Here is a 22,988-nt window from a genome sequence, read left to right on the forward strand (position 1 = left end):
GCCCCGGGGGCCCGTGGCTACTCTGGAGACATGGACTATGTCTCCGCGCTCGTGCCCCCGGTCGTCATGGCCGTGTTCTTCATCGGACTGATCCGGGTCATCGTGAAGACCCAGGGCGGGGCCATGAAGGCCAAGGAGGACGCGGCCGTCGACGCCGCCATCGCGCGCGCGGAGAGCGCCCGCCAGGCCACTTCGGCCACCGACGCCTGAGCCTTCCCCGATTTCGACGGCGCCTTCCAGGGCGTACGACTCCCGCACGCGTACGCGTGCTTTCCGAGTCGTACGCCCTTTTTGTTACTTTTCCACTATGGTTCTGAGCTGTGCCTCGCCCATTGGGAGAACTCGAAGACTCGGTCATGACGCGGGTGTGGAAGTGGAACCGCCCGGTGACCGTTCGAGAAGTCCTGGAAGACCTTCAGCAGGAACGGTCCATCGCGTACACCACGGTGATGACCGTTTTGGACAATCTCCATCAGAAGGGCTGGGTGCGTCGCGAGGCGGAAGGCCGGGCCTATCGATATGAGGCGGTCTCCACACGAGCCGCCTACTCCGCCGCCCTGATGAACGACGCCTGGTCCCAGAGCGACAACCCCGCGGCCGCTCTCGTCGCCTTCTTCGGGATGATGAGCGACGAACAGCGCGAGGCCCTGCGCAGCGCCGTACGCATCGTCCAGGGACCGGAAACACCCGAACCCGCGGATGGCGTCCAGAACCCCGGCTCCGCGCCCACGGGCGGCGGGCGATAGCGTCCGCTCATGTCAGCAGAGCACCCCGAAGTCACCGCGAAAGCCATCACCGTCCGGCGGGCCCGGACCGGCGATGTCGAGGCGGTGCGCCGACTCCTTGACGCCTACGTCCGCGGTCGCATCCTGCTCGACAAAGCGACGGTGACTCTTTACGAGGACATCCAGGAGTTCTGGGTCGCCGAACGGGACGACAACGCCGAGGTCGTCGGCTGCGGGGCACTGCATGTCATGTGGGAAGACCTCGCGGAAGTCCGCACTCTCGCGGTGAAGCCGGGCTTGAAGGGTGCCGGTGTGGGTCATCAGTTGCTGGAGAAGTTGCTGCACACGGCTCGTTGGCTAGGCGTTCGTCGCGTTTTCTGTCTCACCTTCGAAGTGGACTTCTTCTCGAAGCACGGCTTCGTGGAGATCGGTGAGACGCCGGTCGACACCGATGTCTACGCGGAGCTGTTGCGTTCCTATGACGAGGGCGTGGCGGAGTTCCTCGGGCTCGAACGAGTGAAACCGAACACCTTGGGCAACAGCCGGATGCTTCTGCATCTGTGATCGCGGCCCTCAATTCGGTCTGCTCGCCCTGCCCAGGTTCCCTATGTCCGAAACGCGCATCTTTCTGGACCGGGGAGGCCAGTCGGTCTCTCCCAGGGGTTTGTGTTTTTCCAGCAAAAGCGGTTTGCTTTCCGACGTACTGCAGTACTGCATATAACAAGGGACGGCGAAACGGCGGACGCCGCAGACCCCAGGCCCGCAAGAAATCGATGAAAGGAAATCCGGTGGCACAGAAGGTTCAGGTCCTTCTTGTCGATGACCTCGACGGCGGCGAGGCGGACGAGACGGTGACGTTCGCGCTGGACGGCAAGACGTACGAGATCGATCTCACCACCGCGAATGCGGACAAGCTCCGTGGACTTCTCGAGGCTTACGTGAAGGGCGGGCGCCGTACCGGTGGCCGTGCTTCGGGTGGTCGCGGAAAGGCGCGTGCCGCCACCGGCGGCAGTCAGGACACCGCGCAGATTCGCGCGTGGGCCAAGGAGAACGGCCACGACGTGAACGACCGCGGCCGTGTTCCCGCGGCCATTCGCGAGGCCTACGAGAAGGCCAACGGCTGAGCGCACGAGCGCCGCAGCCGTACCCGGTGGCACTGTGTGGCCACCGTGTCCACAAGTCGTACGAGATCAGGGGTGTTCCCCACGCCCCCCACGGCCGGCATCGCCGGCAGCGAGGCCTCGACCTCGCACCCCGGCTCGGGGGGTCGCAGCCACACGGCGGCCCCCTGCAAGGGACGGGAGCCGCCCGCGGGAAGCGGTTGCCCCTCCGCGGACCCCGCGCCGGGCTGTGGTGCCCCTGTGGGCCTCGCCCCGGGGAGCGACGGCGCCTCCATGTGCCCGTCCGCGCCGAGCGCCACCAGATCCAGCGTCGGCGCCAGAGCGCCCCACTCCAGCCAGTCCAGCAGCCCCGGAAGCTCCTCCGCGCTGCCCGCGGCCACCAGCAGTCGCATCCGGTCGCCCCGTACGGCCACCGGAGAGTCCGGACCCAGCCGCCACAGCGCCGCGACGCCGGCCTCGACCGGCACGTCCAGGACGTCGAACCGCAGGCCCGTGACGAGCCGTAGCGGCTCTCCGGGCACCGTGCGCCACCCCAGTTCGTTCTCGTACCAGTGCCGCTGCCGGTCGTGCGGATCGAGCGGGCGGCGGGGGAGCGGGACCGTGGCGAGAGGGGGGACTGTGCCAACCATGCCAAGAGCAACCGCCGAAGCGGGCCGGGAGTTACGCTGGGTGGTCCAACGAATGCGCTGGGTACGGGAAATGAGGGCGTTCGGGGGTGCCTGGCCGTGCAAGGTTGTTCGCCCGTAGCGGAGGGAACCGGTGCGAACGGCATGGAGTGTCAGTCCGTACGGGTAAGACAATCCCTAGTGGGAGGGGGCGACACGCAGAAAAGGGCGTCTCACGTTCGCCATCGGCGTACTCATGGTGAGGGTAACTGCCTGGCCTGCGGGAACATCGTCTCGCACCATCAGGTTGGAGCAGATGTCGGCGTTACGGTTCAGGAGGCAGTGTTGGTTCTCGGTCCGGTGTCGGCAGTTGGAATGAGCGGTCCCCGCTTGCGGGACTAAGCTGCGGAAGGACAGGGAGGGGAGCGTCCCCTTACTGCCTGACCGCTCTGAGGAGCGATTAACGATGTTCGAGAGGTTCACCGACCGCGCGCGGCGGGTTGTCGTCCTGGCTCAGGAAGAAGCCCGGATGCTCAACCACAACTACATCGGCACCGAGCACATCCTCCTGGGTCTCATCCACGAGGGTGAGGGTGTCGCCGCTAAGGCCCTGGAGAGCCTCGGGATTTCGCTCGAGGCGGTCCGCCAGCAGGTGGAGGAGATCATCGGGCAGGGGCAGCAGGCCCCGTCCGGGCACATCCCCTTCACCCCCCGTGCCAAGAAGGTCCTGGAGCTGTCGCTCCGCGAGGCCCTTCAGCTGGGCCACAACTACATCGGCACGGAGCACATCCTGCTCGGCCTGATCCGTGAGGGCGAGGGCGTCGCCGCCCAGGTCCTGGTCAAGTTGGGCGCTGATCTCAACCGTGTGCGGCAGCAGGTGATCCAGCTGCTCTCCGGTTACCAGCAGGGCAAGGAGACCGCCACCGCCGGCGGCCCCGCGGAGGGCACCCCCTCGACGTCCCTGGTCCTCGACCAGTTCGGCCGGAACCTCACCCAGGCCGCTCGTGAGTCCAAGCTCGACCCGGTCATCGGGCGCGAGAAGGAGATCGAGCGGGTCATGCAGGTGCTGTCCCGCCGCACGAAGAACAACCCGGTCCTGATCGGTGAGCCCGGCGTCGGCAAGACCGCCGTCGTCGAGGGCCTCGCCCAGGCCATCGTCAAGGGCGAGGTGCCCGAGACCCTCAAGGACAAGCACCTCTACACCCTGGACCTCGGCGCGCTGGTCGCCGGCTCCCGCTACCGCGGTGACTTCGAGGAGCGCCTGAAGAAGGTCCTCAAGGAGATCCGCACCCGCGGCGACATCATCCTGTTCATCGACGAGCTGCACACGCTGGTCGGTGCGGGTGCCGCCGAGGGCGCCATCGACGCCGCTTCGATCCTGAAGCCGATGCTGGCCCGCGGTGAGCTGCAGACCATCGGTGCGACGACGCTGGACGAGTACCGCAAGCACCTGGAGAAGGACGCCGCTCTCGAGCGCCGCTTCCAGCCCATCCAGGTCGCGGAGCCGTCCCTGCCGCACACCATCGAGATCCTCAAGGGTCTGCGCGACCGGTACGAGGCCCACCACCGTGTCTCCATCACGGACGAGGCGCTCGTGCAGGCCGCCACGCTGGCCGACCGGTACATCTCGGACCGCTTCCTGCCGGACAAGGCGATCGACCTGATCGACGAGGCCGGCTCCCGGATGCGCATCCGCCGGATGACCGCGCCGCCGGACCTGCGCGAGTTCGACGAGAAGATCGCCGGCGTCCGCCGCGACAAGGAGTCCGCGATCGACTCGCAGGACTTCGAGAAGGCCGCCTCCCTCCGCGACAAGGAGAAGCAGCTCCTGGCCGCCAAGGCCAAGCGGGAGAAGGAGTGGAAGGCCGGCGACATGGACGTCGTCGCCGAGGTCGACGGCGAGCTGATCGCCGAGGTCCTCGCGACCGCCACCGGCATCCCGGTCTTCAAGCTGACCGAGGAGGAGTCCTCGCGTCTGCTGCGCATGGAGGACGAGCTCCACAAGCGGGTCATCGGCCAGAAGGACGCCGTCAAGGCGCTCTCGAAGGCGATCCGTCGTACGCGTGCGGGCCTCAAGGACCCGAAGCGTCCCGGTGGATCGTTCATCTTCGCGGGCCCGTCGGGTGTCGGTAAGACCGAGCTGTCCAAGGCGCTCGCCGAGTTCCTCTTCGGTGACGAGGACGCGCTGATCTCCCTCGACATGTCGGAGTTCAGCGAGAAGCACACGGTGTCGCGGCTCTTCGGTTCGCCCCCCGGATACGTGGGCTACGAAGAGGGCGGCCAGCTCACGGAGAAGGTCCGCCGCAAGCCGTTCTCGGTCGTCCTCTTCGACGAGGTCGAGAAGGCCCACCCGGACATCTTCAACAGCCTTCTGCAGATCCTGGAGGACGGTCGCCTGACCGACTCCCAGGGCCGCGTCGTGGACTTCAAGAACACGGTCATCATCATGACGACCAACCTTGGAACCCGTGACATCTCGAAGGGCTTCAACCTGGGCTTCGCGGCCACGGGTGACACGAAGTCCAACTACGAGCGCATGAAGAACAAGGTCTCGGACGAGCTCAAGCAGCACTTCCGCCCCGAGTTCCTCAACCGCGTGGACGACGTGGTCGTCTTCCCGCAGCTGACGCAGGAGGACATCCTCAAGATCGTCGACCTGATGGTCGGCAAGGTGGACGAGCGCCTCAAGGACCGGGACATGGGCATCGAGCTCTCCTCGGCCGCCAAGGAGCTCCTCTCCAAGAAGGGCTACGACCCCGTCCTGGGCGCGCGTCCGCTGCGGCGCACGATCCAGCGCGAGATCGAGGACACCCTCTCGGAGAAGATCCTCTTCGGCGAACTGCGTCCCGGCCACATCGTGGTCGTCGACGTGGAGGGCGAGGGCGAGGCGAAGACCTTCACCTTCCGGGGTGAGGAGAAGTCGGCGCTTCCCGACGTCCCGCCGATCGAGGACGCCGCCGCCGGTGGCGCGGGTCCGAATCTGAGCAAGGAGGCGTAAGGCCCAGCGGTTCGGGTCCTACGGCTGAGAAAGGGGCCGGTGCTTTTGGCACCGGCCCCTTTCGTTTGTCCGGGGCCGGGTCAGAGGCGGTCGTCGGTTACTTCGGCGGTCGGGAAGAATTCCGCGTAGGTGTCGAGCGGGACACCCCTTCTGCCGGGTGTCTTGAGGGTCACCGTCCGCAGGCCCGGCAGGCGGGAGGCGAGGATGCGGAAGTATCTGTCGGGCTTGCGCTGGGAGGGCACGCGGAGGGATTCGACGGAGGGCAGCTCCGGCATGAACTCCACGGCGTAGTGGTTGAGGGACGCGTTCAGGACCAGGGTCCGCAGCACGGGCAGCCGTTCCACTTGTCCCCAGTCCGCGGCGCTCAGAACGGCCGGCCTGGCGACGCTCAGCTCGGTGAGCGTCGGCCAGCTCTCCAGACCGCGCAGGCCGGTGGCGGCCAGCGTCTGCTGGCCCAGGAACAGGTATTCCAGAGGTGCGTCCAGGGGCAGCTGGTCGGACAGGTGCCCGTCCTGGAACCTCTGGTCCAGGGAGAGCCGGGTGAGCCCGTGCAGAGCCGACAGGCCCGACGGGGAGCCGATCTGATTGAACGCCAGCTCCGTGAGCGGCAGTTCGGACAGGAGGGTGAGATCCCGGACGCCGAAGCAGTCCTGCAGCCACAGCGCGCGCAGGTTCCGGAAGACCGCCAGCTCGGCCAGGGTGGACTCTCCGGTGTGGTGCTCAAGACTCAGGAGATCGAGCGCGTCCGGATCACGGACGGCGTCGGCGACGTCGCTCAGCTCGGGCGAGCCGTTGACCGTCAACCGCTGCCAGGGCCGCATGAGGCGCAGTGCCGCCAGTTGTCCGGGCGATGCGCAGCGCAGGAAGAGACCGTCCCGGAGCAGGTGGTCGAGCACCTCGACCGCGTACTCCGTGGTGTCGAACCGGTCCCAGGTGCCCGCGAGTTGACGCCGTACGTCGAAGGACGGGTGATCGCGGAAGCGGCGCAGCACCGCCAGGGCGCCCGTGGGTTCCTGCCCGCCCAGGATCGAGGCGGTCTCGGTGACGCAGCGCGCCTCCTCCGCTGTCAGTCCTTCCGGCCCCGGCAACAGCTCCAGCACCAGCGGCCCGGCATCCGCCAGCGTGTGCGCGTCCGCCGTCGTGCGCGGTGGGATCAGCGCGGCGGAACGGCTCTCGACCTCCGCCCGCACCCCCGGATCCAACGCCGTCGCATGCTCCAGGCACGCCAGCGCCAGCAACGTCAGCCGGGGCTCCTCCCGGGCCAGCAACTGCCGTAGGAGTACGACCCGTTCGCGCGGCCGGGCATGGGCGACGGCCATGCGGATGACGTCCTCCCACTGGCTGTCGTCCGCGCGGCTGGTGAGGACGTCGAGGTGGCCCTCCTCCACCGCGTACCGCGCGCCCAGATAGTCCTGGAAGGTGCGGTGGACGAAGTCGACGACACCATCGGCGGGTTGGCGGAGCAGGCCGCTTCTCAGCAGCAGGTCTCGCAGTACCGTCCGGGCATCGCCCTGCCCCGCCACCGTCGGCAGGCTGCGCTCCACGATCCCCTCGGCCGTCTCCACGTCCATCTCCGTGCGGCCGCTCAACACCAGCGCGTACGCCAGCCGTTGGAGGATCTCCAGCTGGGCCTCCTCGCCCAGCTCGGTGCCCTCCAGCGTCCCCATGCCCCGCTCCCGGTCCCGGCGGGCCAGCAGCATCGTGAGGGCCGCGTCGTACAACTCCTTGCGGCCCGTGGGGAGATAGCCCCGGCGTTCGCGGTGCAGGGCGCAGATCAGGCCGCACATCAAGGGGTTGGTGGCGAGCCGTGCCAAGTCCCGTTTTGTGTGGAGGGAGTCCAGGAGGGGGCCCTCGTACTCCGGGGCGTCCGCCGCCGTGTGCCAGCGTTCGACGAAGGTCTTCACCTCGGGGCGGCGCATCGGGGCCAGGGTCAGTTCGCGGAAGCCCTCGGGGGCCAGCCAGTCGGGGCGTACGGCGGTGGGGCGGGAGGTGAGGAGCCAGCGGTTGCCCGGGAAGGCGCGGATCAGGGCCTGGAGCCAGTCGCGGGTGCGGTGGCGGTCGGCGGAGGGGATCTCGTCGAGGCCGTCGACGAGGATCAGGCCCCGGCCGGCGGTCAGGACGCGTTCGGTCCAGCCCTCGGGCGGGGAGTGGGGGCAGCCGGTGGCGGTCAGGAAGCCCGCGGGGGAGGGGAGTTGGCCGGCCCGGATCAGGGTGCGCAGGGGGAGGACGTACGGGATGCGGTCGCCGTCCCTCGCCGCCGTCACCGCGAGCCACTGCACCAGCGTCGTCTTGCCGGACCCCGCGTCGCCCCGTAGCAGCACCCGGTCGTGGGCCGACAGGGCCTCCTCGGCGGGGAGTTGGACGGTGAGGGCGGCGCCGGGGTGTTCGTCGGGGAGCTGCCGGTCCTCCGTCGCCGTCGCCTCCAGGCTCAGGTACGCCACTTCGAGGGGCCAGCGGTCGGGGGAGTCGCGGAGATCGATGCCGTAGATGGTGATGTGGTTGTGGCGCTCGGCGACGTACGGGAGGTACCGGCGTTCGAAGGCGCGGTCCTGGGTGCCGGGGCGTGGGGTGCGGGCGATCAACTCGTCGACGCGGGCGATCAGTTCGGCCTGGCTGCGGGTCTGCTCGACGAGGGTGCGGGCGACGAAGGTGGAGCGGCGGGTGAAGAACTCCAGGATCTGGAGGCAGGCCCATTCGGTCGCCGAGTCGAGGAAGTGGCCGGCGTCGGTGGAGAGTCCGTCGGGGGCCGGGGCGCGGTGCTTCAACTGCCGTGCCAGCTCCCGCTGTCCGAGTCGTACGGCCTGGACGTCGTCCATGTCCAGGTCGCCGAGGGCGAGCAGTCGGCGGGCCAACGCGTCGGCCACGGCGGTCTGTTCGGCGGCAAGGAAGGGGTGTTCGCCGGGGGAGTCCATCGCCTGCTGGACGAAGTGCCGGGCGAGTCTGTGGATGTCCTTGTCGTCCAGCCTCCGCTTCTCGCCCCTGAAGGAGACGAGGGAGGAGAGGCGGACCGGTTTGTCGACCAGGCCCGCGCCGGGGCCGTCCGCCACGAACAGTCTCTTGACCAGCGATGCGATCAGGCTGGACGCCAGTTTGCCGCCGAGTACCGCGGGCTCCATCCGCCACCCCCGTAGCCGTTGGGATACGGATGGAGCCTATCGACGATCCGGCGGTGACCGTACGACTAGGACAACTGGCCGTCGTAGTCGGGCAGTTTGAACGTCTTCTCGGCGTGGCCGCCCGACAGGTCGGTGGCGCTGTTGCCGATGTTCGCGATGATCGTGAAGCCCTTGTTCTCGATGTCGACGCGCTGGGCGGTCTTGTAGGCGGCGACGTCCTTGAAGAGGTCGAGGAGGCCACGTGCGTAGAGGCCGTCGACGTCGTAGCCGTCGTGTTCGAGGTTGTACTCGGTCGGCAGGTAGATGATGCCGGGGCGGGCCGTCACGAAGAACAGCGAAACGCCGTGCTCCTGGGCGTACTCGGCGACCGCGAGCACGGGCTTGTTGGCGGGCTGCGGCCAGCTGAAGCCGAAGTCCGTCTCCAGGGTGGTGTTGTCGATGTCGAAGACGATCGCCTGCTTCTCGCCGGGCCTGGTGTCCGCGATCCGCTGCTTCAGGTAGGGCAGGGCCTGGTTCATCACCGTCTGGCAGTCCGTCTGCCAGGTCGTGTAGTCGACGGCTGCGGCCGTGGTGGCGGCGCTGCTCGTCGTCGCGGCCTCCGCGGGGACGGTCAGTGCCGTGAGGGCGGCCGCGGTCGCGGCGGCTATGGCGGTACGGCGAGCCCAGGGGCGTCGTCTCGTCATGGGGGTGGGGGTTCCTCTCACGTCTGTGCGGCTGCCGGTGCGGAAGGCATGCTCGCGGGCGCGGGTGGCGTGAGGGGAACCGTAGGGTTACTGGACGGTAGGTGTATAGGGGTCTGCGTCCACCTGACGGGGACTTGATGCCGGAACGGCCCGTTCGAGGTAGCCCCGGTCACATTTCCCGTACCGGCGATCGCCCCGGCCGGTGACAAGCCGCACAGGCGATTCGAGGCCTACTAGGGGAGGTAGTGGCAAGTCGAGAGTAGGGCAAAAAGGACTTATTTCGTGAAACCCATGGAACCAAATGACGGATTTCGCCGTCCAGGGGGCGATTCGTGACGCATGTGCGCTCTGTCAAGAAGGTGGAAGTTTTGTGGTGAAGTACTAGGTTCCGTCGTAGAAGAGGTGTTTGGGGGTCCGTGGGGTCCGGGGTTACCAATGAACGTGCCATCCGGCGGCCGTATGTGTGCCGGGTGGCTTTTCTGTCCCCGTCCCCCGTGAGGTTCCGATGTTCCAGCGCGCCACGTCCCGCTCTTCCCGTACGTCTTCGCTCCGCACCCGGATGGCCGTCCTGGCCGTCGGACTGGGGGCCACCGCCGTGCTGGGCACCGGGGTCGCGAGCGCCGCCACCGCGACCGTCGCGCCGAAGACGGTCAGCGCGAAGACCGCCGCCTCCTGGGTCGACCCGGTGAAGAAGTACACGCTGTCCGCGACCTTCGCCCAGGCCGGCGGCATGTGGCAGTCCACCCACAGCGGTCAGGACTTCGCCGTCGCCAGCGGTACCAACGTCATGGCCGCGCACGGCGGGACCGTCGTCAAGGCCGGCGGCAACGGTGCCGGTGACGGCGCCGCGTACGGCAACGCCATCGTCATCAAGCACGGCAACGGCACCTACTCGCAGTACGCGCACCTCTCGCGCATCGACGTGAGGGTCGGCCAGGTCGTCAGCACCGGTCAGCACATCGCGCTGTCCGGCAACACCGGCAACTCCAGCGGCCCCCACCTGCACTTCGAGATCCGTACGACCGCGAACTACGGCTCGGCCATAGACCCGGTCAAGTTCCTGCGCGGCAAGGGCGTGACCGTCTAGGGCCCGTCCAGGACTCGTCCAGGACGCGTCTAGGACCCGTCCCGAGCGGGCTTCGTGCCCGCGTGGGCCTGCGTGATCATGTCGGTGGCGACCTCCAGGACGGCCTTGCGCTTGTCCTCGGGGTCGCCTTCGAGGTCCTGCACGGCGAACATGCCGGCGTGCAGCGTGAAGATCGCGCTGAGCGAGCGGACCTGGTCGACCAGGCTCGTATCAGGGTCGATCATGATCTCCCGCAGGCCGCGCATCCGCTCCTTGAAGCGCTCGCCGATGCGCAGGTCCCGTACCGTCGCCTGGTTCTCCTGCATGAAGCGGAACAGCGGGGTCGCGCCGTCGAGCGCGACGGCGTAGCGCCGTACGATCTCCTGCTTGGTCTCCAGGGTGTGCGGCTGGTCGCGGCCCCACTCGATCAGGTCCTCGATCGGCCGGGTCAGGTCCTCGAAGATGCTGACCAGGATCTCTTCCTTGGTCTTGAAGTGGTAGTAGAGCGCCGCCTTCGTGACGTCCAGGTGCTCGGCGATCTCGCGCAGCGAGGTCTTCTCGTAGCCCTGCTCGGCGAAGAGTTCGAGCGCCACGTCCTGGATGCGCTGGCGGGTGTCTCCGCGACGTTGCCGCTTGGTGCCGTCCATGGTGCCGCCCATTCGTCTCATGCTCCAGCAAACTTACTTGACGCCCGGCTAGTTACGGGTCTACTTTCCCTGAGTGTAGTCAACTAGCCGGGCGGCAAGTAAGTAGCCGGACGGTAGCGGTACTCAGGGGAGTGGGAAAGATGGCGGACACACAGACGGTGGAGACCGGGCCAGGGGCGGATCCCGGGTCGGGTTCGGGTTCAGCTTCGGGTTCGGGCGTGGTTGAGACGGGGGCCGGCGCGGTCTCGGCAGGGGCCGGCGCGGTCGAGGCGGGGGCTGACGGGAAACAGCCCAGGAGCGTGCGGGTCGTCCTGCTCGCGCTGATGATCACCATGATGCTCGCGATGCTCGACAACATGATCGTGGGTACGGCGATGCCGACGATCGTCGGTGAGCTGGGCGGGCTGGAGCATCTGTCGTGGGTCGTCACGGCCTACACGCTCGCCACCGCCAGCTCGACCCCGGTATGGGGCAAGCTCGGTGACATGTACGGGCGCAAGGGCGCCTTCATGACCTCGATCGTGATCTTCCTCGCCGGTTCCGCGCTGAGCGGTATGGCGCAGAACATGGGGCAGTTGATCGGTTTCCGGGCCATCCAGGGTCTCGGTGCCGGTGGTCTGATGGTCGGCGTCATGGCGATCATCGGTGACCTCATCCCGCCGCGTGAGCGGGGCAAGTACCAGGGCATGATGGCCGGCGTCATGGCGCTCGCGATGATCGGCGGACCGCTGGTCGGCGGCACCATCACCGACAACTGGGGCTGGCGCTGGTCCTTCTACATCAACCTGCCGCTCGGCGTCATCGCGCTGGCCGCGATCAGTGCCGTACTGCATCTCCCGAAGAAGCGGTCGCAGGCGCGGATCGACTATCTGGGCGCCGGGCTGCTGACCGTCGGCATCACCTCGATCGTGCTCGTCACCACGTGGGGCGGTTCGCAGTACGACTGGACCTCCGCGCGGATCATGGAACTGATCGGGCTCGGTGTGGCCGCGCTCGTCGGGTTCGTGTTCTGGCAGACCAAGGCCGCCGAGCCGGTCGTACCGCTGCACATCTTCCGCAGCCGCAACTTCAGCCTGATGGCGATCATCGGCTTCATCACCGGGTTCGTGATGTTCGGCGCGACGCTGTTCCTGCCGCTGTACCAGCAGTCCGTGCAGGGCGCGTCCGCGACCAACTCCGGGCTGCTGCTTCTGCCGATGCTCGGCGCGATGCTCGTGACCTCGATGGTCGCGGGGCGGGTGACCACCAACACCGGTAAGTACAAGGTGTTCCCCGTCGTCGGCAGTGTGCTGATGGTGGTGGGCCTGTACCTGCTCTCCACCATGGACACGGACACGACCCGGGTCATGTCCGGTGTGTACATGGCCGTCGTCGGTCTCGGCATGGGCTGCCTGATGCAGATCACCATGCTGGTAGCGCAGAACAGTGTGCAGATGAAGGACATGGGCGTCGCGTCCTCCACCAGCACGTTGTCTCGTACGCTCGGTTCCTCGTTCGGTGTCGCCATCATGGGCGCGCTGTTCAACAACCGGGTCCAGGACGTCATGTCCGAGCGGGCCGGAGCGCTCGGCTCCAAGGTGACCGAGCAGTCCGCGACGTTGAACGCGGCGAGTCTGGCGAAGTTGCCGGCGGTGGCCCGGGAGGCGTATCAGCACGCGGTGTCCGCGGGTATCCACTCCGCGTTCCTGCTGGGCGCTGTGGTGGCTGTGATCGCGCTGGTGGCCGCGGTGTTCGTGAAGGAGGTTCCGCTGAAGGGGGCGGGGCCGACTGCGTCTGGGCCTGGCGGGGAAGCGGGTACGGGAACGGTGGCTCCGGCGTCGATCGTCGAGGCCGTCTGATCTGCCGAGAGTGAGCTGAAGGTCCCCCGGTTGGTGTCCGCCACGGGGGGCCTTCTTCGTGTGTCTGTGGGGTCTGGGTTCGGCCGAGGGGGGCATGCGGGTGCCGGGCGGGTCCCGTGCGGGTCCTGGGTTCGGCTGCGGGTCCGTTGCCGGGGGCTCCGCCCCCGGACCCCCGTCGGCCCTGAAGGGGCCTCGTCCTCAAACGCCGGACGGGCTGAATTGAGCCGGGCGGGGTTGATGGGGTCGGACGGGCTGAATTGAGCCGGGCGGGTTGATGGGGTCGGACGGGCTGGAATGAGCGGGGCGGCGTCGACAGGGCGCGGGTGGGCTGGATGGGGAGGGGCGGCGTCGACACGGCGCGGGTGGGTTGGATGGGGAGGGCTGACGTCGACAAGGGGCGGAGGGGTGGGTTGGTCGGGCCGGCGTCGGCAAGGGTCGGAGGGGTGGGTTGGTTGGGCCGGAGTCGGCAAGGGTCGGAAGGCCGGGATGGTTGGGCCGGAGTCGGCAAGGGTCGGAAGGCCGGGATGGGTGGGCCGGAGTCGGCAAGGACCGGAACGCCGGGATGGTTGGGCCGGAGTCGGCAAGGGTCGGAAGGCCGGGATGGGTGGGCCGGAGTCGGCAAGGACCGGAACGCCGGGATGGGCGGGCCGGTCGGTGTTGACGAACCGCCGGGATGGGCGGGCCGGTCGCTGTCCAACGAACCGCCGGGCCCGCTGACTCGGGCTGGCCGGGGCTGTAGTCGGCAGTGCCAGTGCCAGTGCCACGAGCACCAGGAGCTGCTTACCCGTATCGATGTCAGTGCCGCGTGCCACCATCGGGTTCATGGACAAAATGCGGCAGTTGCGTCTCGCCAAGGACGCCATGGACCGCGACTGGGCCGAGCCGGAGCTCGATCTGGGCGTGGTGGCCGCGCATGCCGGATATTCGCGGTACCACTTCATACGGGCCTTCAAGGAGGCGTACGGCGAGACGCCGGGCCAGTATCTGACGCATCGCCGGATCGAGCGGGCCGAGGAGATGCTTCGCGGCGCCGATCTCTCGGTCACGGAGATCTGCCATCTGGTCGGCTTCAGCAGTCTCGGTACGTTCTCGACCCGCTTCAAGGCGCGGACCGGGCTGACACCCAGCGAGTACCGGACCAAGCACGTGGGCCGCGGGGCCGCGCTCATCCCCGGGTGCTACGCGATGCTGTGGGCCGGCGGTTTCCCCACCGCAACTTTGAAGAAGCGTCGCGCCGCCCGCCCTGCCTACGGTGATGAGCGGGAAGCAACCCCACTCGACTCGTCCGACAGGAGTGCGGAGCCATGATCCAAGGGCTGGGCATCAGCACCGTATGGACCCTCGACCAGCAGCGCACCAAGGCCTTCTTCACCGAGAAACTCGACTTCGAGGTCCGCGACGACATCTCGATGGGCGACATGAAGTGGGTCACCGTGGGCGCGAAGAACCAACCCGGCCTCGCCCTCACGCTGATGAGCCTGGACGGCCCCGGTCTCGATCCTGAGTCCGCCGAGGCGCTCAAGAAGCTGGTCAGTAAAGGGGTGTTGGGTGCCGGGGCGTTCACCACGGACGACTGCCGCGGTGACCACGCCACCTTCAAGGCCCGCGGGGTCGAGTTCCTCCAGGAACCGACGGAGCGGCCGTACGGCATCGAGGCGATCTTCCGTGACGACAGCGGCAACTGGTACTCGCTGACCGAGCGCCGCGAGGAACTGGACTTCTCGAAGGACTTCGGATGAGCCCGGAGCCGCCGGTGGCAGAGGTCGAGCCGGATCACACGGCCGTGCGGGTCGCCCTGTGGCGGGCCCTCCATGTCCAGGCCGATCCGCCGCCGCACGTGCTCGATGACGAGGTCGGGCTGCGGCTCGCCGACCCCGGGGACGACTGGCGGAAGCGTCCCGACATGGACGTCGAGGCCACGCTGCGGATCCGGGCGTCGATCGTGGCGCGGGCCCGCTTCGTCGAGGACGTGGTGGAGGAGCAGGCCGGGAGGGGAGTGGAGCAGTACGTCATCCTTGGCGCCGGCCTCGACACCTTCGCCCAGCGGCGGCCCGAACTCGGCGCGAAACTCCGGGTGTTCGAGGTCGAACGGCCCGGCACCCAGGCCTGGAAACGGCGCCGGCTGACAGAGCTGGGGTTCGGCGTCCCGGACTGGCTGCGGTTCGTGCCGGTGGACTTCGAGGGTGACTGGTGGGGGCAACTCGCCGCCGCCGGCCTCGATTCCGGGCGTCCGGCCGTGGTCGCGGCGACCGGCGTGACCATGTACCTCACCCTGGACGCGATCACCACCATGTTCCGCCGGGTCGCCGGCCTCGCCCCGGGCTCCACCCTGGTCACCACGTTCCTACGACCCGTGGACGACGTGGAGCCGGAGCAGCGCGCGCAGTTGGAGGTCGCGGTGCGGGGAGCTCGCGCCGCGGGCACCCCGTTCCTGAGCTTCTTCACCCCGGAACAACTGCTGGAGCTGGGACGCGAATGCGGATTCCGGGAGGTACGCCACGTCCCGGCCACGGAACTCACCGACCGGTACTTCACGGCCCGCCCGGACGGGGCGGCGCCGTCCCGGGGCGAGGAGGTGATGGTCGCGAGGGTGTGAGGGTTCAGCAGCCGCCGAGAGTTACACCGACACCGTCCACCAACCACCGCCCAGGCGCCGGGAGCTACAACAACAGCAGCAGCTACCAACCACCGCCCGGGCGCCGAGAGTTGCAAGGACATAGGCCACCAACCACCGCCCGGCTGCCGAGACTTACAACCCCCGGCCACCATCCACCGCCCGACCGCCGGGAGTTACGACAGCACCGGTCACCACGCACCGGACAGCCGTGGAGAGCTACACAGCACCGGCCACCATCCACCGCCCGACCGCCGGGAGTTACGACAGCACCGGTCACCACGCACCGGACAGCAGTAGAGAGCCAAACGGCATCGGTCACCAACCACTGCCCCGGGCGCCGAGAGTTACCAGCAGCACGGGCCATCAACCACCGAACGACCGCCGAAAGCTACAACACCCCTAGCCACGATCCACCGAACAACCACCGAGAACCACAACCCCCCTCGGCCACCAACTACCCAACCACCGCCGAGAGTTAAAACCGCACCAGCCGCCAATCACCGGACAGCCGCCAAGAGCCACAACACCCCCCGGCCACCAAAACACCGAACAGCCGCCGAGAATCACAACCGCACCGCCCACCAACCACCGCCCACCCGCCGGAGGCTACGGCAGCATCGGATAACTCCCCGTACTCGTAGGCGCATGCTCCGGCAGCCACAGCACCGCGACCGCGCCCTCCGCCGGTATGTGGTCCGGGGCGCCCGCAGGGCGTACGTTGCGGAAGGTCAGGCGGGCGCCGAGGACGCGGGCCTGGCCGGCCGCGATGGTCAGGCCGAGGCCGTGGCCGTGGCCCGCGCGGTCCTCGCTGCCGGTGCGGAAGCGGCTCGGGCCCTCCGCGAGGAGTTCCTCGGGGAAGCCGGGGCCGTGGTCGCGGACCCGGATGACCCGGCCCTCGACGGAGACCTCGATCGGCGGTTTGCCGTGCCGGGCCGCGTTGGCGAGGAGGTTGAACAGGACGCGTTCCAGGCGGCGCGGGTCGGTCGTGACCTCCGACTCGTGCACTACGTGCACCACCGCGTCCGGGTCCTTGGCGATCACCCGGCGGCTCACGAAGTCGCCCAGCATGAGGTCCTGCAACTCGGCCCGCTCGGACGCCCCGTCGAGCCGGGCGACCTCCAGCACGTCCTCGACGAGCGTGCGCATCGCCTTCGCGCGGTCCAGGACCAGTTCGGTGGGGCGGCCCGGGGGGAGTAGTTCGGCCGCGGTCAGCAAGCCTGTCACCGGGGTGCGCAGTTCGTGCGCGATGTCCGCGGTGACGCGGCGTTCCGCCTCCAGGCGCTGTTGCAGCGCGTCCGTCATCGCGTCCACCGCGCGCGCGAGGTCGTCGGTCTCGTCCCGTACGACCCCGCCGATCGCGTCCCGCACCCGTACGTCCGTCTCGCCCTTCGCGACCTGGTTCGCCGCGGCCGCCGCCTTGCGCAGCCGGCGTGAGAGCTGGCCGCCGATCAGCACACCGAGCGCGCTGCCGCCGAGCACGGCCGCGATCGAGCCGATGACCAGGGCCTGGTCGAGATCCTTGAGGATGTCCGTGCTGCGGTCGGTGAACCCGGTGTGCAGGGACATCACATGGCCGTCCTTGAGCGGTACGGCCGCCCAGATGTCCGGCACGCCGTGCGGCCGGTCGGTGACGTACGTCGCCCGCCGGCCCTCCGCGACCTTCTCGCGCAGCGCCGGCGGCAGGCTCGGGTCGTCGATCTTGATGCTGGGGAAGTTCGGCCGGCCGGACAGCTCGTAGTTGCGCTGCGCGATCTGGACCCGCTCGTCCGCGAGGTCGCGCGCGTTGTCGAGCATCGAGACCCGGGCCGCGTTGTGCACCACCAGGCTCAGCGCGATCGCGACCAGCGTGCCGACCAGGGCGATGGCCGCGCTGAGCTTCCATCTCAGGCCCGTACGGATGCCCGCTCTGTCCATGAACGACGGGACCCCGCGCCGTGAATTCCCCCGCATACCCCTGCTCAGGCCTTCAACTTGTAGCCGAAGCCGCGGACCGTCTCGATCCGGTCCTGGCCGATCTTCGTCCGCAGCCGCTGCACATGGACGTCCACGACCCGGGTGTCACCGCCCCAGCCGTAGTCCCACACCCGCTCCAGCAGCTTGTCGCGGGACAGGACCGTGCCCGGCGCCGAGGAGAACTCCAGCAGGAGGCGCATCTCCGTCGGTGTCAGCGCGACCGGCTGTCCGGCCCTGCGCACCTCCATGCCCTCGGTGTCGATCTCCAGATCGCCGAAGGTCAGCACTCCGCCGCCGACCGGGGCCGCGTCGGCGTCCGCCGTACGGTCGCCGCCGCTCGCGTGGCCGAAGCGGCGCAGCACGGCGCGGATGCGGGCGACCAGGACGGCGCCGTCGAAGGGCTTCGTGACGTAGTCGTCCGCGCCCGCCTCCAGGCCGAGCACGACGTCGATCGAGTCGGCGCGCGCCGACAGCATGATCACCGGGACCGTCGAGTCGTCCCGGATCCGGCGGCACAGGCTCACGCCGTCCAGGCCGGGGACCATCACGTCGAGGAGCGCGATGTCGGGGCGGTTCGCCCGGAACGCCTCCAGGCCCGACAGCCCGTCGGGCATCGCCGTGACCGCGAAGCCGTCCCGCTCCAGGGCGAGTTGGGTGGCCTCGCGGATGACGTCGTCGTCCTCGACGAACAGGACGTGGGTCTGGTCTGCCATCCCGGTGCTCTCAGTCCTCGTGTGGGTCGTTCTCAAGCATGGGACGCCGGAAGGGGCGTCCGCGTTCACCGAAGGATCGGATCGGGCCACCCGATCGGTTCACCGGCGCCACGGTCCGGACGGTTCAGTTACCGCTCGGGGCGGGCGAGGCGTCGCTCCCGACCGCGTTGCTGTACTCGTTGTGGGTGCTGTACTCCTGGACGAAGCGGCCCGTGGTCCAGCGGTACGTGATCACGTTCTCACCGGAGGGACTCGACACCGGGTCGCCCTTCTCGTACACCTGCTTGGTGACGACCAGATCGCCGCGGTCTATCTCCGCGTAGACCGGGGGTTCCTCGGCCTTGAACACATTCTCGTACGTCCCACCCGTCTCGCGATACACGTACGAGCCGATCCCCACCGCATCGCCGCAGGTCATCACGTTGACGACGACGTCGTTCGCGGGGCCTCCGGTCAGCTCTCCGTACGACACGTCGACCGCGTACTCGTCGGCGACGCACGGCTTCAGCTCGTGCTTGACCGCCGCCGAGACCTTCGGGTCGTCCATCACGAGCTTGACCGCGTCCACATGGTCGTCGACGGTCGCGGAGGGGGTGGGAGCGGACGCCTCCGCGACACCCGCCACCGAGTCGGAGTGCGCCGGGCCCTCGTCACGCGCGCCGGTGCCGCCCGTGGCGCAGCCGGACACCAGAAGGGCGAGGGCGGCGAGTACGACCATCGCCGTGAACGCCGCCTCCAGGCTTCCGCGCACCCTGCCGGGCCCGGGAGCGCCGTGGCTCGGACCGGGCCCAGGGGTGTCGTCGCTCAGGCCGCGCAACGCTCCCGCTCCTCACGCTCCAGCGCGCGTGCGTCCAGGTCGCGGGCCTCCAGCTCCTCCCGGAGCCGGGCGAGCGCCCGGTGCAGCGTGCTCTTGACCGTACCGGCCGACATGCCGAGGGCGGCGGCCGTCTCTTCGGTGGACATCTGCTCCCAGTGTCGCAGGACGACCACACTGCGCTGCTTCGGAGCGAGAACTTTCATGATGTCCATAAGAAGCGCCCGATCCGCGTGCTGTTCGGTCGCGTCGTCGACGCTCGCGTCCGGCAGCTGCTCGGTGGGGACCTCTTCGAGCTTGCGGGCCCGCCACCACTCGGTCCGCGTGTTGATCATGACGCGGCGCAGATACGCGTCCGCGAGGCGCTTGTCCTCGATGGTCTCCCAGCGGCCGTACGTCCGTACCAGCGCCGTCTGGAGCAGGTCCTGTGCGTCGACCGGGTCCGGCACCAGCCGGCGGGCACTGCGCAGCAGCGCGTCCTGTCGGGTGCGGACGTACTCCTCGAATTCGAGCACCTCGCCCTGCGCCATGATCAACCGCCTCCATCCCCGTTTCCGACCCGCCTGCTGCCGGTTGTCCTTTGCTGCGTCCCGCCGGTCTGCGGCACAGGAATGAAGCTACGGAGGGGTTGTCACGGAGCTGTGCGGAGCAGCCTGCGGGGAGCGCTCGGCTGTCCGTCGGTTGTGTAACGGAAGTAGGTCCGGGGTAAGGGGGCGGGGTTATTGGGGTGGGTATGGGGTTATTTAGGCGTTGCCGGAGTGTTGCGGGAGCTGGGTGTGGACTGTGATGCGGCTGGGGGTGGCGGGCGTGGCTGTGAATTGACCGTGTGTCAGGCGCGGGTCGCGGGGAGTTGGTACCGGCCGTCCTGGAGGGGTTCCACCAGTCCGTCCGCCACCAGTCCGTCCAGCGCCCTCGCCCGCTGCACCGGTTCGTGCCACACGCGGTCCAGCGCGGACTGCGGGACGGGGGTGTGCGCTTCGCGGAGTACGGCCAGGAGCTTGCCGCGGACCTGGCGGTCCGTGCCGGCGTACGTCTGGCCGCGGCGAGCCGGGCCCTCGTGTTCCGGCTTGCCGGCGAGGTTCCAGGCGCACTGGGCGGTGATCGGGCAGCGGTGGCACGTCTCGTTCTTCGCCGTGCAGACGAGTGCGCCCAGCTCCATGGACGCGGCGGCCCAGCGGGCGGCGGTCCCCTCGTCCTGGGGGAGCAGCGCGCGGGCGAGCTTGCGTTCGGCGGCGGTGGTGGCGTTCGGGGGGTACTGGGTGCCGGTGACCGCGCGCGCGAAGACGCGGCGGACGTTGGTGTCCAGGACGGCGTGGCGCTGGCCGTAGGCGAAGGACGCGACGGCGGCGGCCGTGTACTCGCCGATGCCGGGCAGGGCGAGGAGCTGGGCGTGGTCGGTGGGGACGTCGCCGCCGTGCCGTTCCGTTATGGCGGTGGCGGCGCCGTGCAGGCGCAGGGCGCGGCGGGGGTAGCCGAGCCGGCCCCAGGCGCGGACGGCTTCGCCAGGGGCGTCCTTGGCGAGGTCGGCGGGGCGGGGCCAGCGGGCGAGCCACTGCTCGTAGACCGGCAGGACGCGGTTGACCGGGGTCTGCTGGAGCATGAACTCGCTGACCATCACACCCCAGGGGCCGGCGTCGGGGTGGCGCCAGGGGAGGTCGCGGGCGTTGTCCTCGAACCAGTCGATGACCGGGGTGTGGAGGTGGGTTCCGTCCGGTGCGGTCGCCGGTGTGGTGGTGGGTGTGGCCGGCGCGGTGGCGGGCGTGGTGTGCGGGGGTTTCGTGGGCGCAGTCATGGCGTTTCCGATCCTGCCACGGCCGGTGGGGGGTCGGGGGCGTGTCGGTACGGCGAGCCCGCCGCTGGTTGGGCCCCGCTGTTCGTCGACATGGCTGAACGGGTTGGTGCCGGGTACGCGGCGGGCTGCGCCGTACCGCCACGGCCCGCTCCCGGTTCGTCGGCGGCTGCCGGCTCGTGGTCCATCCCGGGCCATTCCAGGCGGGGTTGCCGGGATGATGATCCGGAAAAGTTGGGGCTGGGGCGGCGGGTGGGGCGAGGTAACTCGCTGATCTCTCGTAGAGTTTGCGCCGTGGGATCTATGCGCAATCCGGTCGGGCCGCTTCCCTCCTCCATCTACTGGCGTCGGAGGGTCCTCATGGTGTCCGTGGTCGCCTTGCTGGCGCTGCTGATCACCTGGATCGTCACGTCGGGTGGCGGGGGCGGCAAGAACGGTGCGGACGGGGCGAAGAACGGGAAGACGCCCGCTCCTACGATCACCGCCGGGCCGTCGGGAACCGGTCCCGCCATCAGTCAACACCCGGGCGGGCGGGACGAGTCGGGAAGCGCGAGTGGTGGGAGCGGCGGGAGCAGCGGGAGCTCCGGCGGCACGAGCACCGGATCAGGATCGGGTGACGGTGGGTCCAGTGCCGGGTCGGGTGGCAGCGGTTCCAGTGGTGGGTCCAACGGCGGCAGTAGTACGGGGACTACCGTTCCCGCTGATTCGACTCTGCCCAACTGCACTGCCAGTGCTGTGCAGTTGAGTCTGCGGAGTCTGCACAACTCGTACTCGCCGGATCAGACGCCGACCTTTGTGCTGACCGCCAAGAACTCCTCCGGCAGTGACTGCAAGGTCGATCTCGGCCCGAAGAGTGCGGTGTTGACCATCACGGAGGCGGGGGGCAGCGCCGATTTCTGGTCGTCCGCCGACTGCCCGAAGGGGACTGGGAGTGTCTTCTATCGGGTGTCCGCCGGGGGCAGTGTCACCTACACCCTGAAGTGGGATCGCAAGCCCAGCGAGCCCGAGTGCGCTACTCCGGCCGCTGGTTCGGCCGGGGCCGGGACCTACTTGGTGGAGGCCGAGGCCTCCGGGTTCGCCAAGGCGCAGACCTCGTTCGTGTTGGCGAGTGACTGACGCCGGGTCGCCCCTATACGTAGCGCTCCAGGATTGAGGACTCCGCCAGGCGGGAGAGGCCCTCTCGTACGCTTCGTGCCCTCGCCTCGCCCACGCCGTCCACGGTTTGCAGGTCGTCGACGCTTGCCGCCAGGAGTTTCTGCAGGCCGCCGAAGTGTTCCACCAGGCGGTCGATGATCGCGCCGGGGAGACGCGGGACCTTGGCCAGGAGGCGGAAGCCTCGGGGGGAGACCGCCGAGTCGAGTGCCTCGGGGGAGCCGGTGTAGCCCAACGCGCGGGCCACGGTGGGGAGTTCGAGGAGCTCGGCGTGGGAGAGCGCGTCGAGTTCGGCCAGGGCCTCGTTCACCGTGCGGGAGCGTTTGGCCGTGGGCTCGGGGACGTAGTCGCGTACCACCAGTTCGCGTTCCGGTTCCACGCCCGCGATCAACTCCTCCAGCTGGAGGGCGAGCAGGCGGCCGTCCGTGCCCAACTCCAGTACGTACTCGGCGATTTCGGTGGCGATCAGGCGCACCATTTCCAGGCGCTGGACCACTGCCGATACGTCCCGGACGGTGACGAGGTCCTCGATCTCCAGGGCCGACAGTGTTCCCGCGACCTCGTCCAGGCGGAGTTTGTAGCGCTCCAGGGTGGCGAGGGCTTGGTTCGCGCGGGACAGGATCGCCGCCGAGTCCTCCAGGACGCGTCGTTGGCCGTCCACGTAGAGGGCGATCAGGCGCATGGACTGGGACACGGAGACGACCGGGAAGGCCACCTGTTTGCTGACTCGGTCCGCCGTGCGGTGTCGGGTGCCTGTCTCCTCGGTGGGGATGTTCGGGTCGGGGACCAGTTGGACGCCCGCGCGGAGGATCTTGGAGAGGTCGGACGACACCACGATGCCGCCGTCCAGCTTGCAGAGTTCGCGCAGACGGGTGGCCGTGAACTCCACGTCCAGGATGAAACCGCCCGTGCACATCGCTTCCACGGTCTTGTCGGAACCGAGCACGATGAGTCCGCCCGTGTTGCCGCGGAGAATCCGCTCCAGGCCGTCGCGCAGGGCCGTGCCGGGTGCCACGGCGCTCAGGGAGGCGCGCATCAGGCCATCGGCACCGGAGCTCCCGCCGGATTTTCCGGGAGCTGACGCCCGGTCGTTGGCTGCCACTGCACTCCTCGGGTCGCAGGTCTTTCCGGTCCCCCCGTTTCGCGTACCT

General features: G+C 68.9%; 21 protein-coding genes. 11 read left to right on the forward strand and 10 right to left on the reverse strand.

The window, feature by feature from the left end; genetic code table 11:
• The first annotated feature begins 30 nt into the window (after positions 1-30).
• From ACIRRY_RS40405 to ACIRRY_RS40420, 4 genes are all read left to right on the forward strand, one after another.
• The gene (locus ACIRRY_RS40405) at positions 31-210 is read left to right on the forward strand and encodes a hypothetical protein (RefSeq protein ID WP_403983345.1); all 180 of its coding nucleotides are present in this window, start codon (positions 31-33) and stop codon (positions 208-210) included.
• A gap of 122 nt (positions 211-332) precedes the next feature.
• Positions 333-746, forward strand: coding sequence for a BlaI/MecI/CopY family transcriptional regulator (locus ACIRRY_RS40410; RefSeq protein WP_403983347.1), 414 nt, complete (start codon positions 333-335; stop codon positions 744-746).
• A 9-nt stretch (positions 747-755) separates the two neighbouring features.
• Positions 756-1,289 carry an amino-acid N-acetyltransferase gene (locus tag ACIRRY_RS40415; RefSeq protein ID WP_019064250.1) on the forward strand — a complete coding sequence of 178 codons (534 nt, stop codon included), beginning with the start codon at positions 756-758 and terminating at the stop codon, positions 1,287-1,289.
• Positions 1,290-1,513: 224 nt separating this feature from the next.
• Positions 1,514-1,849, forward strand: coding sequence for an Lsr2 family protein (locus ACIRRY_RS40420; protein ID WP_043685387.1), 336 nt, complete (start codon positions 1,514-1,516; stop codon positions 1,847-1,849).
• On the opposite strand, the gene ACIRRY_RS40425 is transcribed toward ACIRRY_RS40420, so the two are convergent.
• The gene (locus ACIRRY_RS40425) at positions 1,828-2,475 is read right to left on the reverse strand and encodes an SCO3374 family protein (RefSeq protein ID WP_403983349.1); all 648 of its coding nucleotides are present in this window, start codon (positions 2,473-2,475) and stop codon (positions 1,828-1,830) included. The two genes, ACIRRY_RS40420 and ACIRRY_RS40425, sit on opposite strands and share 22 nt — an antisense overlap.
• A gap of 442 nt (positions 2,476-2,917) precedes the next feature.
• Between ACIRRY_RS40425 and ACIRRY_RS40430 the strand changes: the two genes are divergently transcribed.
• On the forward strand, positions 2,918-5,449 hold the full coding sequence (locus ACIRRY_RS40430; RefSeq protein ID WP_329255289.1) for an ATP-dependent Clp protease ATP-binding subunit: 2,532 nt from the start codon (positions 2,918-2,920) through the stop codon (positions 5,447-5,449).
• Between the two features lie 80 nt (positions 5,450-5,529).
• On the opposite strand, the gene ACIRRY_RS40435 is transcribed toward ACIRRY_RS40430, so the two are convergent.
• Both ACIRRY_RS40435 and ACIRRY_RS40440 read right to left on the reverse strand, forming a co-directional pair.
• Complete coding sequence (locus tag ACIRRY_RS40435; protein WP_403983351.1) at positions 5,530-8,565, reverse strand: NACHT domain-containing protein; 3,036 nt, start codon at positions 8,563-8,565, stop codon at positions 5,530-5,532.
• Positions 8,566-8,630: 65 nt separating this feature from the next.
• Positions 8,631-9,248: an HAD family acid phosphatase gene (locus ACIRRY_RS40440; protein ID WP_403983353.1), complete on the reverse strand. Its 618-nt coding sequence runs from the start codon at positions 9,246-9,248 to the stop codon at positions 8,631-8,633.
• A gap of 505 nt (positions 9,249-9,753) precedes the next feature.
• On the opposite strand from ACIRRY_RS40440, the gene ACIRRY_RS40445 reads away from it, so the two are divergent.
• Positions 9,754-10,335, forward strand: a complete 582-nt coding sequence (locus tag ACIRRY_RS40445; RefSeq protein WP_403983355.1) for a M23 family metallopeptidase — start codon at positions 9,754-9,756, stop codon at positions 10,333-10,335.
• A 29-nt stretch (positions 10,336-10,364) separates the two neighbouring features.
• On the opposite strand, the gene ACIRRY_RS40450 is transcribed toward ACIRRY_RS40445, so the two are convergent.
• Positions 10,365-10,973 carry a TetR/AcrR family transcriptional regulator gene (locus ACIRRY_RS40450; protein ID WP_403983419.1) on the reverse strand — a complete coding sequence of 203 codons (609 nt, stop codon included), beginning with the start codon at positions 10,971-10,973 and terminating at the stop codon, positions 10,365-10,367.
• A 128-nt stretch (positions 10,974-11,101) separates the two neighbouring features.
• Here ACIRRY_RS40450 and ACIRRY_RS40455 point away from each other — a divergent pair, with 128 nt between their 5' ends.
• From ACIRRY_RS40455 to ACIRRY_RS40470, 4 genes are all read left to right on the forward strand, one after another.
• On the forward strand, positions 11,102-12,799 hold the full coding sequence (locus tag ACIRRY_RS40455; protein ID WP_403983357.1) for an MDR family MFS transporter: 1,698 nt from the start codon (positions 11,102-11,104) through the stop codon (positions 12,797-12,799).
• An 831-nt stretch (positions 12,800-13,630) separates the two neighbouring features.
• On the forward strand, positions 13,631-14,107 hold the full coding sequence (locus ACIRRY_RS40460) for a helix-turn-helix transcriptional regulator (protein ID WP_403983421.1): 477 nt from the start codon (positions 13,631-13,633) through the stop codon (positions 14,105-14,107).
• A complete protein-coding gene (locus tag ACIRRY_RS40465) occupies positions 14,104-14,538 on the forward strand; it encodes a VOC family protein (RefSeq protein ID WP_403983359.1) in 435 nt (144 codons plus the stop codon). Before ACIRRY_RS40460 ends, ACIRRY_RS40465 begins: the two co-directional genes overlap by 4 nt.
• Positions 14,535-15,395: a class I SAM-dependent methyltransferase gene (locus tag ACIRRY_RS40470; protein WP_403983361.1), complete on the forward strand. Its 861-nt coding sequence runs from the start codon at positions 14,535-14,537 to the stop codon at positions 15,393-15,395. Before ACIRRY_RS40465 ends, ACIRRY_RS40470 begins: the two co-directional genes overlap by 4 nt.
• Before the next feature lie 627 nt (positions 15,396-16,022).
• Here ACIRRY_RS40470 and cseC read toward each other — a convergent pair.
• From cseC to ACIRRY_RS40495, 5 genes are all read right to left on the reverse strand, one after another.
• Positions 16,023-17,330, reverse strand: coding sequence for a two-component system sensor histidine kinase CseC (gene cseC / locus ACIRRY_RS40475; protein WP_403983363.1), 1,308 nt, complete (start codon positions 17,328-17,330; stop codon positions 16,023-16,025).
• A gap of 44 nt (positions 17,331-17,374) precedes the next feature.
• Positions 17,375-18,082, reverse strand: a complete 708-nt coding sequence (cseB, locus tag ACIRRY_RS40480; protein ID WP_403983365.1) for a two-component system response regulator CseB — start codon at positions 18,080-18,082, stop codon at positions 17,375-17,377.
• 124 nt (positions 18,083-18,206) lie between these two features.
• Positions 18,207-18,899: a hypothetical protein gene (locus tag ACIRRY_RS40485; protein WP_403983367.1), complete on the reverse strand. Its 693-nt coding sequence runs from the start codon at positions 18,897-18,899 to the stop codon at positions 18,207-18,209.
• On the reverse strand, positions 18,887-19,426 hold the full coding sequence (locus ACIRRY_RS40490) for a SigE family RNA polymerase sigma factor (protein WP_019064956.1): 540 nt from the start codon (positions 19,424-19,426) through the stop codon (positions 18,887-18,889). The genes ACIRRY_RS40485 and ACIRRY_RS40490 overlap by 13 nt, the downstream gene beginning before the upstream one ends.
• Positions 19,427-19,725: 299 nt before the next feature.
• Positions 19,726-20,688, reverse strand: a complete 963-nt coding sequence (locus ACIRRY_RS40495; protein ID WP_403983368.1) for an A/G-specific adenine glycosylase — start codon at positions 20,686-20,688, stop codon at positions 19,726-19,728.
• 291 nt (positions 20,689-20,979) lie between these two features.
• Here ACIRRY_RS40495 and ACIRRY_RS40500 point away from each other — a divergent pair, with 291 nt between their 5' ends.
• Positions 20,980-21,801 (forward strand): hypothetical protein, encoded by an 822-nt coding sequence (locus tag ACIRRY_RS40500; RefSeq protein WP_403983370.1) that lies wholly within the window; start codon positions 20,980-20,982, stop codon positions 21,799-21,801.
• Positions 21,802-21,814: 13 nt separating this feature from the next.
• Here the strand turns inward: ACIRRY_RS40500 and disA are convergent, their stop codons facing one another.
• Positions 21,815-22,939 (reverse strand): DNA integrity scanning diadenylate cyclase DisA, encoded by a 1,125-nt coding sequence (gene disA / locus ACIRRY_RS40505; protein ID WP_363102249.1) that lies wholly within the window; start codon positions 22,937-22,939, stop codon positions 21,815-21,817.
• Positions 22,940-22,988: the final 49 nt, after the last annotated feature.

The organism is Streptomyces sp. NPDC101776 (genome assembly GCF_044766845.1).
In the GTDB taxonomy this organism is placed as follows: Bacteria; Actinomycetota; Actinomycetes; order Streptomycetales; family Streptomycetaceae; genus Streptomyces.